The organism is Saccharothrix sp. CCNWYY140 (assembly GCF_037401995.1).
Lineage (GTDB): Bacteria > Actinomycetota > Actinomycetes > Mycobacteriales > Pseudonocardiaceae > Actinosynnema.
On the sequence record NZ_JBBEGC010000008.1, the window covers coordinates 116,614 to 128,762 of the forward strand.

14 protein-coding genes are annotated in these 12,149 nt (G+C 72.4%); 5 read left to right on the plus strand and 9 right to left on the minus strand.

Features of this window, described 5'->3' with window-relative positions:
- The first annotated feature begins 80 nt into the window (after positions 1–80).
- Together WBN91_RS07415 and WBN91_RS07420 are read left to right on the plus strand one after the other, a co-directional pair.
- Positions 81–767, plus strand: coding sequence for a TrmH family RNA methyltransferase (locus tag WBN91_RS07415; RefSeq protein WP_337724723.1), 687 nt, complete (start codon positions 81–83; stop codon positions 765–767).
- 25 nt (positions 768–792) lie between these two features.
- The gene (locus WBN91_RS07420) at positions 793–1,863 is read left to right on the plus strand and encodes a glycoside hydrolase family 76 protein (protein WP_337724722.1); all 1,071 of its coding nucleotides are present in this window, start codon (positions 793–795) and stop codon (positions 1,861–1,863) included.
- Here WBN91_RS07420 and WBN91_RS07425 read toward each other — a convergent pair.
- The gene (locus WBN91_RS07425) at positions 1,844–2,614 is read right to left on the minus strand and encodes a sugar phosphate isomerase/epimerase family protein (RefSeq protein ID WP_337724721.1); all 771 of its coding nucleotides are present in this window, start codon (positions 2,612–2,614) and stop codon (positions 1,844–1,846) included. The genes WBN91_RS07420 and WBN91_RS07425 overlap by 20 nt on opposite strands.
- A gap of 13 nt (positions 2,615–2,627) precedes the next feature.
- Positions 2,628–3,584 carry a LacI family DNA-binding transcriptional regulator gene (locus WBN91_RS07430; RefSeq protein ID WP_337724720.1) on the minus strand — a complete coding sequence of 319 codons (957 nt, stop codon included), beginning with the start codon at positions 3,582–3,584 and terminating at the stop codon, positions 2,628–2,630.
- Positions 3,585–3,651: 67 nt separating this feature from the next.
- Between WBN91_RS07430 and WBN91_RS07435 the strand changes: the two genes are divergently transcribed.
- Positions 3,652–4,476, plus strand: coding sequence for a PfkB family carbohydrate kinase (locus WBN91_RS07435; RefSeq protein ID WP_337724719.1), 825 nt, complete (start codon positions 3,652–3,654; stop codon positions 4,474–4,476).
- A complete protein-coding gene (locus tag WBN91_RS07440) occupies positions 4,458–5,093 on the plus strand; it encodes a nucleoside/nucleotide kinase family protein (RefSeq protein ID WP_337724718.1) in 636 nt (211 codons plus the stop codon). The genes WBN91_RS07435 and WBN91_RS07440 overlap by 19 nt, the downstream gene beginning before the upstream one ends.
- 1 nt (position 5,094) lies before the next feature.
- Here WBN91_RS07440 and WBN91_RS07445 read toward each other — a convergent pair whose 3' ends face one another.
- On the minus strand, positions 5,095–5,763 hold the full coding sequence (locus tag WBN91_RS07445; RefSeq protein ID WP_337724717.1) for a DedA family protein: 669 nt from the start codon (positions 5,761–5,763) through the stop codon (positions 5,095–5,097).
- 92 nt (positions 5,764–5,855) lie between these two features.
- Here WBN91_RS07445 and WBN91_RS07450 point away from each other — a divergent pair, with 92 nt between their 5' ends.
- Positions 5,856–7,226: an FAD-binding oxidoreductase gene (locus tag WBN91_RS07450; RefSeq protein ID WP_337724716.1), complete on the plus strand. Its 1,371-nt coding sequence runs from the start codon at positions 5,856–5,858 to the stop codon at positions 7,224–7,226.
- Here the strand turns inward: WBN91_RS07450 and WBN91_RS07455 are convergent.
- The 6 genes from WBN91_RS07455 to WBN91_RS07480 form a co-directional block, all read right to left on the minus strand.
- Positions 7,219–8,154 (minus strand): hypothetical protein, encoded by a 936-nt coding sequence (locus WBN91_RS07455; RefSeq protein ID WP_337724715.1) that lies wholly within the window; start codon positions 8,152–8,154, stop codon positions 7,219–7,221. The two genes, WBN91_RS07450 and WBN91_RS07455, sit on opposite strands and share 8 nt — an antisense overlap.
- Before the next feature lie 185 nt (positions 8,155–8,339).
- Positions 8,340–9,083 (minus strand): DedA family protein, encoded by a 744-nt coding sequence (locus WBN91_RS07460; RefSeq protein WP_337724714.1) that lies wholly within the window; start codon positions 9,081–9,083, stop codon positions 8,340–8,342.
- A gap of 9 nt (positions 9,084–9,092) precedes the next feature.
- Positions 9,093–9,281: a hypothetical protein gene (locus tag WBN91_RS07465; protein ID WP_337724713.1), complete on the minus strand. Its 189-nt coding sequence runs from the start codon at positions 9,279–9,281 to the stop codon at positions 9,093–9,095.
- 21 nt (positions 9,282–9,302) lie between these two features.
- Positions 9,303–10,454, minus strand: coding sequence for an N-acetylglucosamine-6-phosphate deacetylase (nagA, locus tag WBN91_RS07470; RefSeq protein ID WP_337724712.1), 1,152 nt, complete (start codon positions 10,452–10,454; stop codon positions 9,303–9,305).
- The gene (locus WBN91_RS07475) at positions 10,451–11,344 is read right to left on the minus strand and encodes an ROK family protein (protein WP_337724751.1); all 894 of its coding nucleotides are present in this window, start codon (positions 11,342–11,344) and stop codon (positions 10,451–10,453) included. Before WBN91_RS07475 ends, nagA begins: the two co-directional genes overlap by 4 nt.
- A 194-nt stretch (positions 11,345–11,538) precedes the next feature.
- A complete protein-coding gene (locus WBN91_RS07480; RefSeq protein ID WP_337724711.1) occupies positions 11,539–12,117 on the minus strand; it encodes a SigE family RNA polymerase sigma factor in 579 nt (192 codons plus the stop codon).
- Between the last annotated feature and the right edge of the window lie 32 nt (positions 12,118–12,149).

Genomic DNA, 12,149 nt, shown 5'->3' on the forward strand with positions numbered 1-12,149 from the left:
GAAACCGGAAGTGGCGGTGACACCGACAAGTAGACGTATGCCCTGCCGGGTCGGGGGGCAGGGCTCGTCATGATGGTGCGGTGAAGGTGGTTCTCGAGGGGTTTCACGCGGTCAAGCACGCGGTTCGGTTTGGGGCTGTCGTGGAGACCGTGGTCGTGCGGGATCGGGATGTGGCTGTGGCGTTCGCGCGGTCGCATGCGCCTGACCTTGTCGACTGGTTCGGGGAGCGGGCCGTCGAGGTGGGGGCGGACGAGTTCGTTCGGGTGATCGGGAAGAGTCACCCGACCGGGGTTGGGGGGATCGTCGAACGGCCCGAGGTGGGGATCGGGGAGCGGAGAGCGCCGCTGGTGTTCTTGGACAACCCGCGGAACCTCGGGAACTTCGGGGCCGTGATCCGGGTGGCGGCCGGGTTGGGGGCCGGGGGTGTCGTGTCTATCGGCGACGTTGATCCGTGGCACCCGAACGTGTTGCGTGGGAGTGCGGGGTTGCACTTCGCGTTGCCGGTGTTGCGGTTGGACGATGTGGACGACATCGCGGGTGAGGTCATCGCCTTTGACGCGGACGGGGAGGATCTGCGTGACGCGCGCATCCCGGACGACGCCGTCCTCGCCTTCGGGTCCGAGCGGCACGGGTTGTCGGATGCTGTGCGTGTGCGGGCTGACCGGATCGTGTCGTTGCCGATGCGCCCGAAGGTGTCCAGCTACAACCTGACGACCAGTGTCGCGATGGCGCTGTACCACTGGGAGCTCTTCCGCCGCGCTTCTTGACCGGTCAAGTCGGGAAGCTTGATCCGTGACGACGCCGAAGCTCCTCGCCGCCCGCGCGGGCGTGGCCGAACGGGCCGTCGAGTCGCGGCACCTGCGCCGCGTCTGGGGGCTCCCGGGCACCGCCCTCGGCTCGGTCGCCTGGCCGGTGGACTGGTCCGCCCGCCTGCACGTCCGCTTCGGCTACTGGTGGCAGGCGCACCTGCTCGACTGCGTCCTCGACGCCCAACTGCGCTCCCCGCGCGAAGCCCGGCTCAAGCTCATCCGCCGGCTCGTCCGCGGCATCCGCGTGCGCAACCTCCTCGGCTGGACCAACGACTACTACGACGACATCGCCTGGCTCGGCCTCGCCCTCCAGCGCGCCGCCCGGGCCGGAGTCGACAAACCCGACGTCATCGCCACCATCGCGCAACGCCTCCGCGAGGGCTGGACCGACCACGGCGGCGGCGGGATCTGGTGGAAGCGCAACGACGACTTCAAGAACGTCCCCGCGAACGGTCCCGCCGCGATCTTCTTTGCCCGGCTCGGCGAGAAGGGCGGCCGGGCACGGTCCATTGTGGACTGGATCGAGGAGTCGCTGCGGGACGAGGAAACCGGCCTGTTCTTCGACGGCCTGCACGTCAACCCCGACGGCACGGTCCGCGAGGTCGAGCGCAACCTCTACACCTACTGCCAGGGCGTGGTCCTCGGCGCGTGCGTCGAACTCGGCTCCACGCAGTACAAGGACCGCGCCGCCCGGATCATCTCGGCCGTGGACAAGCACCTCGCCGACGACGGCGTCCTGCGCGGCCACGGCGGCGGTGACGGCGGTCTGTTCACCGGCATCCTGGCCCGCTACCTCGCCCAGGCCGCGCTGCGACTGGACCGGCCCGAGGCGGCCAAGGCGGCGGACCTCGTGTTCACCTCGGCGGAAGCGTTGTGGGGCAACCGGAACAGCGCCGTCAGCGGTCCGCTGTTCGGTCCTCAGTGGACGGAACAGGCGGGCGAGCCGACCCGGGCGAGCGCCGAGCGCGACCTGTCGGTCCAACTCGGCGGCTGGATGACGCTGGAGGCCGCGGCCCTGTTGGAGCGCAACGACCTCACGCCGCCACGGCGCTGATCCACCCCAGCAGCACGGCCGCGTCCTCGCGGAACCGCGCGGGCGAGTCGTCGGCCACGAACTCCAGCAGCACGTGCCGGTCCACGCCGTCGCGCGCCAGTTCGCCCAGCACCGGCCGCCACAGGTCTTCCCGCGCCGCAAGGGGAAGCCGGTCCGTGCCACCGCCCGGACCCCACGAGAACACGTGCGCCGTCGTCAGGCGCGGCAGCAGCGTCCGCACCTCCTCCACCGCGCTCGGCACGTCCTGCCCGCCGCGCGGCTGCCAGTACGGCACGACGGAACCGTGCCCGACCTCCGCGTACAGCCGGGTCGCCGACTCCAGCGTGTCGGTCAGCGTGTTCCGGTGGTGCTCCACGGCGATCCGGATGCCGTAGTCCTCCGCGCGCACCGCCGCGTCCCGGATCGCGCCCACCACCCGCGCGCGTTGCTCCGGGGAGGTCTGCGCGGAACCGGTGTCCCCGGCCCACACCCGGACCCGCGGCGCACCCAGTTCCGCCGCCGTCGCCAGCACCCGCGGCCACTCGTCGAGATCGGTCACGCCCGCCCGGTAGTACGACCCGTAGGCCGACACGCTCAGCCCGGCGTCCGCGCACCGGTCCCGGGCGTCCCGCGCGGCCGGCAGGTCGTGCAGCGGCACGTGCACGTCCCCGCCCCACTCGACGGCCCACAGACCGCACGACCGCGCCAGGTCCACCACCTCGGGAACGGGGAGCGCGCGGAAGGTCACCGAAACCAGGCCGGGTACCAGCACGAGCCCCACGCTACTAGTGACAACCGCAGGATTGGCGGTGTTTCAGAGCGGGCGCCAGCCGGATCGTCTCGGGCGCGCGCTCGGGGTCGGCGATGCGGGACAGCAGCAGCCGCACCGCCGTGCGCCCGATCTCCTCCACCGGCTGCGCCATCGTGGTCAGCGGCGGGTCCACCAGCTCGGCCCACTCCACCTCGCCGTAGGTGACCAGCGCCAGGTCGGTCCCGATCCGCACGCCGTGCGCCCGCGCCGCGCCGAGCACCGCCATCAGCACCTGGTGGTCGCTCACGACCAGCCCGGACACCTTCCCCAGCAGCGGTTCCAGCGACTGCGCCACCAGCTCCTCGTCCCACTTGAGCCCCGCCCGGCCCAGGCCCAGCCGGTAGCCCAGGACGCGCTCGTCCGTGGTCGGCACGCCCGGCGCGCCGGTGACCAGCCCGATCCGCCGGTGCCCGAGGTCGGCCAGGTGCCGCACGAGGGTGGAGGTGGCCTGCACGTTCTCCGGGCCGACCTGGTCGGTGTCCTGGGCCAGCGACAACCGGTCCACCAGCACCGTCGGCACGCCCAGCCGGCGCAGCTCGGGCAGCGCCGCCGAGCCCGACGTGGGCGTGAGCAGCACCCCGTCCACCCGGCGCGACCGCAGCATCCGCACCGCCGCCTGCTCCGACTCGGCCGACTCGCGGGTGTCGATCAGGACCAGCGAGTACCCGGACTGCGTGGCCTCGTTCTCGATGGCCGCGATCAGCTCCGCGAAGTAGGGGTGCGACACCAGCGACACCGCGAGGCCCAGCGACTTCGTGCCGCCGGTGACCAGGGAGCGGGCGATCGCGTCACCGGTGTACCCGGTCTCCTCGATCGCCTTGAGCACCCGTTCCCGCGTGCTCGCGGCCACCGGCCTGGTCTCGTTGATCACGTGTGAGACCGTGGTGATGGAGACGCCGGCCAGCGCGGCGACCTCCTTCATGGTGACCATGTACCCGTCCCCCGTCGGCCGTGCGCAAGCGATTGCGGGGGACGATACCGGCTCGGAGGTGCACGTCGTGGCAGCCGTCCTGTGTGTCGGGCTGACGACCCTGGACGTGTCTCAGCTGGTCGCGGAGTTCCCCGCGCCGGGCGAGAAGGTGCAGTCCCTCGGGGTGCACCTGGCGCCCGGCGGTCCGGCGGCCAATGCGGCCCGCGCGGTGGCGGCGCTGGGCCACCGGGCCGTGCTGCTGACCTCGCTGGACGGCGAGTTGGGGCCGCTGGTGCGCGGGATGCTGCGCGGTGTCGAGGTGCGCTCGGTCGGGCCGGGCGGTCCGGCGCTGAGCATGGTGGTCGTGCGCGAACGGGACGGTGAGCGGACCGTCGTGTCCCGCAACGCCTCCGGGTTCGCGCTGGAGGCCGAAGTGGACCTGGCCGGCTGCGACGTGGTGCTGGTGGACGGTCACCTCGGCCCGGTGGCGCTGGCCGTGGCCCGCCTGGCGAGACGCGCGGGCGTGCCTGTGGTGTTGGACGCGGGGAGCTGGAAACCTGTGCTCGACGACCTGCTGCCCCTCGTCGACGTCGCCGCGTGCTCGGCCGCCTTCGAGCTGTCCGAGCCCGAGGTGCACGCCCGCGGCGTGCCGCTGGTGATCCGCACCCGCGGTCCCGAACCGGTCACCTGGTCCCGGGACGGCGCGACCGGTGCGGTGCCGGTGCCCGCCGTGCCCGTGCGCGACACCAACGGCGCCGGCGACGTGTGGCACGGTGCGTTGGCGGTCGCGGTGGCCCGGGGCCTCCCGGTGGAGGACGCCGTGCGGTGGGCGAACGCGGTCGCGGCGGTGCGCGTGCGCAACACCGCGTGGGACTGGGTTGAGGAGCTGGAGCGGTGGCGGGACAGCGGGTGAGGTTCGACGACCTGGTCGACCGGGCGCGGCGGCTGGCGGAACCGGGCGAGCGGCGGCTGCTGGGCATCGGCGGCGCCCCCGGTTCGGGCAAGTCCACCCTGGCCCGCCGCCTGGTGGACGCCCTCGGCCCGTCGGCGGCCCTGGTGGAGATGGACGGCTTCCACCTGGCCCAGAAGGAGCTGGACCGGCTGGGCATCGCCGACCGGAAGGGCGCGCCGGACACCTTCGACATCCCCGGCTACGTCGACCTGCTGGGCCGGCTCAAGGCGTGCGGACCCGACGTCGTCTACGCCCCGGAGTTCCGGCGGGAGATCGAGGAGCCGGTGGCGTGCGCGGTGCCGGTGCCCCCGGAGGTGCCCCTCGTGGTGACGGAGGGCAACTACCTGCTCATGCAGTACGACAAGTGGAAGCGTGTCCGCGTGGTGCTGGACGAGGCGTGGTTCCTCATGATCGACGAGGACCTGCGGGTGGCCCGCCTGATCGACCGCCACGTCCGGTACGGGCGCTCGGTGGAGGACGCCCGGGAACGCGTGCTCAACGGCACCGACCACGTCAACGCCCTGATGGTCAACGCCTCGCAGTCGGCCGCGGACCTGCTCATCGCCGAGGTCCTGTGACCTACTGCTGCTGGGCGCCGACCTCTTCCTCGACCGGCTTGCGCATCTCCTGCCGGTAGCGGAACAGGCCGTAGGCGGTGCCGACGACGAAGAAGGCCACGCTGACGATGACGGCCGCCGTCTGGAGCCACGGCACCGCCGTGAGCAGGCCCGCGCCGTAGTAGCCGGCCAGCACCAGGGTCGGCACCCAGGCCAGCGCGCCGATCGTGGTCGCCAGCATGAACCGGCGGGGGTCCATGCGGGCCGCGCCGGCGATCATCGGGGCCAGGGTGCGCACCCACGGGATCCAGCGGGCCAGCACGATGGCCCAGAAGCCGCGTCGGTCCAGGAAGTCGCGGGCCTTGGCCAGGTTCTCCTTGTTCAGGACCCGGCCGCCTCGGCGGGCCAACAGGCGCGTGCCCGTGTGCCGGCCGATGTAGTACCCGATCTGGTTGCCGACGACGGCGACGATCATCGCGGCGAGCGACAGCAGCCACGCGCTCAGCTCGCCGTCGTGCTGCGCGAGCACCACGCCGGCCGCGAACAGCAGCGAATCGCCGGGCAGGAAGAGGCCGAAGATGAACGCGCACTCGAAGAAGACGAAGCTCAAGGTGATGAGCCACACGGCCAACGGGCCTGCGGTCTCCAACGGGGCGAACGCGAGTACTTCGGACGTTGCGGACAACACCACGGGGGCCAGCCTACGTGGCGCGCCGGCACCAACAGGGCGACTCCGGACTAACGGTTGCCGAAAACCTGGGGTCCCGGCGCTAGCGTGAAGGCATGGACGCCCTGCTCACCAGGCTGCGCGAGGCTGTCGGACCGGCCGCCGTGCTCACCGATCCCGATGTCACGGACGCGTACCGGCGGGACATGATGCCGCTGGCCCCGCACGGTCGTCCGCTGGCTGTGGTCCTGCCGACCGACGCCGGGCAGGTGCAGGAGGTGGTCCGGGCGTGCGCCGCGCACCGGACGCCGATCGTGCCGCGCGGGGCGGGCAGCGGGCTGTCCGGGGCGGCCAACGCCATCGAGGGTTGTGTGGTGCTCGTCACAACGCGGATGAACCGGATCGTCGAGATCGACCCGGACAACCGGCTGGCCGTCGTCGAGCCCGGGGTGGTGAACCTCGACCTGCGGGGTGCGGTGGAGAAACACGGGTTGTTCTACCCGCCGGACCCGTCCAGCTACGACTGGTGCACGATCGGTGGCAACCTGTCCACCAACGCGGGCGGGCTGTGCTGCGTGAAGTACGGCGTGACCACCGACTCCGTCCTCGGGCTGGAGGTGGTCTTGGCCGACGGCGAACTGCTGCGGACCGGCCGCCGCACGGTCAAGGGCGTCGCCGGGTACGACCTGACCAAGCTGTTCATCGGCAGCGAGGGCACGCTGGGCGTGATCACCAAGGCCACCCTGGCCCTGCGCCCGCTGCCACAGGCCCCGTCCACGCTGGTGGCCGCGTTCAGCCGGACCGCCGACGCGGGTGTCGCCGTGGCCCGCGTGGTGCGGGAAGGCGTGGTCCCGTCGCTGATGGAGATCATGGACCGGACGTCCATCCGGGCCGTCGAGCAGTACCTCAAGACCGACCTGAACGCCGACGAAGCCCTGCTGATCTGCCAGTCCGACGCGGGCGGCGAGGCGGCGCGGCGCGACCTGGCCGTCATCGAGCAGGTGTGCCGCGACTCCGGCGCGGACCTCACCTACGTCACCGACGACCTCGGCGAGGGCCGCGACCTGCTCGCCGCCCGCCGGGCCGTGCTGAACGCGCTGGAGGCCTACGGCGCGTGGCTGACCGACGACGTCTGCGTGCCGCGCACCAGGATCGCCGACCTGATCGCCGGGTGCGAGCGGATCGGCGCGGAGCTGGGGCTGCGGATCGCCGTCGTCGGGCACGCCGGCGACGGCAACATGCACCCGACGATCGTCTACGACCCCACGTCCGAGGACGAGTTCGCGCGGGCGCGCCGGGCGTTCGACGAGATCCTGGCGGTCGGGCTCGCGCTGGGCGGCACGGTGACCGGCGAGCACGGCATCGGCAAGATCAAGCGGGAGTGGCTGGCGAAGGAGATCGGCCCGGTGGGTCTCCGGGTCCACCGCGAGATCAAACGCGCGCTGGACCCGGAGAACCTGTTCAACCCGGGCTCGATGTTCAGCTAGCCACGGCGAACCGGTAGCTGTACCAGTTCGACCCCACCCCGTCCGCCCGCACGGCCCGCACCAGCAGTTCCGTGCGGCCGGCGCGGGTCGGGGTCAGTTCGAGGACCGCGGTGCCGGGCGCTTCGGCGGTGATGGAGCGCAGCTCGTCCTCGAACCGGTACTCGAAGGCGACGGTCTCGGGCACCGAGCTGTACAGCTCGAACACGCCGGTCACGCCCACGCCGCCCGCCTCGGTCTCGTACGGGTAGTCGGAGCTGTGCGCGTACGCGTAGCCCGGCACCGCCTCGTAGCTGCGCAGGTGCTCGGCGGTCCGGGTGCCGTCCGCGGTGACCCCGAAGACCCGGACCTCGTTGCGACCCACCAGGTCCGACCCGATGGTCACGCTCGCCCGGCCGTCCGCGCCCGCGTCGACCGTCACCGGCTCGCCGCCGTTGACGCGGTAGGTGTAGCGGACGATCGGCCCGAGGTGGTTCCATCGCGGCGCGAACTCGGCGGTGCGCGGCGTCCCGACGAGCGCGGACCACGGCGTGACCTCGGTGTCGGGGCCCGTGTAGGCCACGTGCGTCTTGTACGTGCGCACGGCCGACGCCACACCGTCGCGGTTCACGCTGTAGACCTTCAGGTCCAGCTCGCCGGGCCACCCCGGCGTGATGACGGCACTGGCCTTCCCGTCCGCGTCCGCCGCCACCGACCCGCTGACCCGGTAGGCGGCGTACCGGAACTCCACGATGTCCGCGAACCCGTTGGCGTCGAACGAGAACACCCCCGGCACGAACTCACCGCCGACCCCCGGGTACCGCGCGTTCTCGGTGTACACGGCCGACGACACCAGCGGCGCCGCCGGTTCCGCCGACGCCGGCGCGGCGACCGCGGTGAGCGCCGCGGTCACGGCGACGAGCGTGCCCAGGGCACGCCGAAGAAGACTCATTTCCCTTGCCCCCCAATGACTTCAGGCACCCCCCTGGTGCCCGTGGGGCGATTATGTCGGCACCCGCCCCGGCGTGGCTACCGGAATGGCGAAGCACCCGGCGTGCTCACTGCCGAGTCCACCGACGGCGACCCGTACGACATCTCCCCGCGACCCGTCGAGGGGAGGTCGACACCCGTTACCGCTCAGTCGATGCGCTTGAACTGCTGGGTGGCGTCGTCGGCGCGGTCGAACTGCTGGGTGATGTCGTCCGCCTCCTGCACCGGCAGGGACTTCTTCTCGCGGCGGGCCTTGATGACCTCGATGATGATCGGGACGATCGAGAGGAAGACGATCAGCAGCAGGACCATCTCGAGGTTGTCGCGCACGAACGCGATCTGGCCCAGGAAGTACCCCAGCACGGTCAGGCCGGCCGCCCACGCCACGCCGCCGATGAACGAGTACGTGAAGTACTTCCGCGCATCCATGCGGCCCACGCCGGCCATCGCGGTGATGAAGGTGCGGACGATCGGCACGAACCTCGCCAGGACGATCGCGCGCGCCCCGTACTTCTCGAAGAACTCGTGCGTCTTGTCGACGTACTCCTTCTTGAAGATCTTGGACTCCGGCTTGTTGAACAACGCCGGTCCCGCGCGGTGGCCGATCCAGTAGCCCACGACGTTGCCGAGCATCGCGCACGCCGTCAGCAGCAGGCACACCAGCCACAGCGGGTAGTCCAGCAGGCCGCTCGCCACGAACAGGCCCGCCGTGAACAGCAGCGAGTCGCCGGGCAGGAAGAAGCCGACCAGCAACCCGCACTCGGCGAAGATGATGAAGCACAGGCCGACCAGCATGTACGGCCCGAGTCCCTTGAGCAGGATCTCCGGGTCGAGCCAGTCCGGGCCGAGGGCGAGGGTGGTGGTGGTGAGCGCGACCGTCACGCGGACCACGGTACAGGCTCAGCGGAGCGTGATAACCGCCACGACCGTGCCGGCGGCCAGGCCCAACAGCACGGCGAGCAGCAGCACCCACCCCGCGCCGAGCGCCGGGCGCGCCGGGCCGGGCGACGGGGTGGGGAGGCTGCTCCCGGTGCCGGCGACCTGCGCCCGGAGGGCGTCGGCCACCAGGCGTTCGTGCTCGTCGGGCATGGGGTCAGTATCGGCCAGGGGTCAGTCCTTGACCCACTCGCCCCGGGCCATCACCTCGCGCGGGCGGAGCTCCGCGTCGAGCACGACCAGGTCGGCCGCGAGGCCCGCGCGGATCTCGCCGGCCTCGATGCCGAGCAGCTGCGCGGGGCGGGTGGCGGTCGCGTGGACGGCCTCCTGGACGGTCAGCCCGCATGACTGGACGGCGTTGCGGAACGCCGTGTCCATCGTGAGCGTGCTGCCGGCCAGCGAGGCGCCGCCCGCGAGCGTCGGCACGCCGTCCACGACCCGGACCTCCAGCCCGCCCACGTCGTACACGCCGTCGCCCACGCCCGCCGCCGCGATCGCGTCCGTGACCAGCACGGTTCGCCCGACCCCGGCGTGCCGTGCGGCCAGCCGGACGGCGGTCGGGTGCAGGTGCACCAGGTCGCAGATCAGCTCCACGGTCACCCGCTCGTCGTCCAGCAGCGCCCCGATCGGGCCGGGTTCGCGGTGGTGCAGCGGGCGCATGCCGTTGAACAGGTGGGTCGCGACGCTCGCTCCGGCCTCCACAGCGGGCCGGATCTGGGCTTCGGTCGCGTCCGTGTGCCCGATGGCGGCGAGGACGCCGTGGTCGACGAGGCGGCGGACCGCGTCGACACCGTGCTCCAGCTCGGGGGCCACGGTCACCATGCGGACGGTGCCCCGGCCGGCCTTGAGCAGCGCGTCCACGGAGGCGGCGTCCGGCGGGCACAGGATGGCGGGGTCGTGCGCGCCGCAGCGGGCGGCGGACAGGAACGGGCCTTCGAGGTGGATGCCGGCCACGACACCGTCGTCCACCAGTTCGGCCAGCGCTTTGACCTGGTCGGCCAGCTCCGGGATGGGCCGGGAGACCAGGCTCGCGAGCATGGTCGTCGTGCCGTGCCTGCGGTGCGCGGCGGCGGCCTTGCGCACCCGGTCCGGGTCGGCGCTGGTGAACGCCTCGCCGCCACCGCCGTGGCAGTGGATGTCCACGAACCCCGGCACCAGCCAGGCGCCGCCCAGGTCCGCGGTCGGTCCCTCCGGCGCCGCGCCGTCACCGACGGCGGCGATGCGGCCGTCGCGCACGGCGACCCAACCCCGGTCGAGCACCCCGTCGGGCGTGACGACCCGACCGCCGGTCAGGGTCACGTCCACCGGTCCACCCCACGTGCTCATGTCTCCTCCAGCATGTCGATGGCCAGCAGCGCGGCACCGAGGCAGCCCGCCTCGTCGCCCAACGCCGCCAGCCGCAGTTCCGGACGCCGCTGGAAGGTGATCAAGCCGTCCAGCCGGTCCCGCAGCGGGTCCACCAGCAGCGGCCCCGCGAGCGCGAGACCGCCGCCCAGGACCACCGCCTCCGGACCCAGCAGTGCCGCCACCAGCAGGATGCCCCGTGCCAGAGCGTCCACCGCCTCGTGCCACACGGCCACCGCGTCGGCCTCGCCCGCTCGGACCAGCGCCGCCACCTCGGCGGCGCCGGCGACCGGGCGGCCGGAGCGCTCGGTGTAGCGGCGGGCGATCGCGGCGGAGGACGCGCGGGCCTCGACGCAGCCGGTCTGGCCGCACCCGCACGGGTCGCCGTGACCGACGTCGACGTGGCCGACCTCGCCGACGCTGCCGTCGCCCCGGTAGACCCGGCCGTCCAGCACGAGCGCGGCGGCGATGCCGGTGCCGATGGGCATGATCACGGCGTCGCGCAGGCCCTGGGCGTTGCCGATGCGGAGTTCGGCGAGCCCTCCCGCGCGCACGTCGTGCCCGAACGCGGTGCGCAGGCCGGTGCGGGCCTCGACCTGCTTGACGAACGGGTATTCCTGCCAGCCGAGGTTCGCGGAGTAGACCCCGATGCCGTTCTTCTCGTCCACGACGCCGGGCACGACGAGACCGACGGCCTCGACGTCGCCGTCGCCGGCACGCAGCTCCTCCACCAGGGCGGCCACATCGTCGACCACGGCCTCGGCGTCCCGGGTCGTCGCCCGCCGCCGCTGCCGCACCGCGCGCACGTCGGCGACGGTGCCCGCCACCAGGGCGGCCTTGGTCTCGGTGCCGCCGACGTCGACGGCTATCACGTGTCTTGTGCGTGCCACGAGGACCGATAGTGCGGCATCGAGCCGCCATTGGTCTATACCAAGTGCCTGATTGCCCCTCCCGGTACACATCCGGACGCGCCGCGCACCCGACCCCTCCCACGGTTCGGGACGGTCGTTGGTAAGCGCTTTCCAGGTCGCAGGGCAGCATGGTTCGGTGTGCCGGTGGCGGAAGGTCAGGCGGTGCCCATGATCTTCTGGAGGGCGTCCAGCGCACGGCTCGCGGTGCTCTTCACGGTGCCCTTGGAGATGCCGGTGGCCTCGGCGATCTCGGCCTCCGAGAGGTCGCCGTAGTACCGCAGCACGAGCACCTCGCGCTGGCGCGGCGGCAGTTGGGACAGCGCCTTCACCACGGCCTGGTGCTCGGCGGTCAGCATGGCCAGGCTCTCCGCCGACCGGGCGTTGGCCACGTGCGGCGGGGTGTAGTCGCGGGCGGTCTTGCGGCGGCGCAGGACGCTGCGCGAGCCGTTCACCACGGCGGTCCGCAGGTAGCCGACGGCGGCCTGCGCGTCCCGCAGCCGGGACCAGTTGCGGTGCAGCCCGGTGAACGCCTCCTGCACCACGTCCTCGGCGGTGGACGGCTCGTCGACCAGCAGCAGGGCCAGCCGGACCAGCCTCATGCGGTGCTGCCGGTACAGGTCCTCCAGCGTGAGGGGACCGGTCGGCGCGGGAGCGACGCCGTCCTGGATGCGCAGGTTCGTCAGCGTGTCCTGCACGCGCACGATGCCGCTGTTGGTGTGTTCCGAACCGACCACGGAAAAGACGGTACCCGGTGCGGGGGTAGCTT

What these genes read in the sequence shown, in the direction of transcription:
- WBN91_RS07430 (WP_337724720.1), bottom strand. Translation starts at nt 3,584, where the DNA reads ATGGTCACCATGAAGGAGGTCGCCGCGCTGGCCGGCGTCTCCATCACC.
- WBN91_RS07450 (WP_337724716.1), top strand. Translation starts at nt 5,856, where the DNA reads ATGGACGCCCTGCTCACCAGGCTGCGCGAGGCTGTCGGACCGGCCGCC.
- WBN91_RS07455 (WP_337724715.1), bottom strand. Translation starts at nt 8,154, where the DNA reads ATGAGTCTTCTTCGGCGTGCCCTGGGCACGCTCGTCGCCGTGACCGCG.
- WBN91_RS07465 (WP_337724713.1), bottom strand. Translation starts at nt 9,281, where the DNA reads ATGCCCGACGAGCACGAACGCCTGGTGGCCGACGCCCTCCGGGCGCAG.
- nagA (WP_337724712.1), bottom strand. Translation starts at nt 10,454, where the DNA reads ATGAGCACGTGGGGTGGACCGGTGGACGTGACCCTGACCGGCGGTCGG.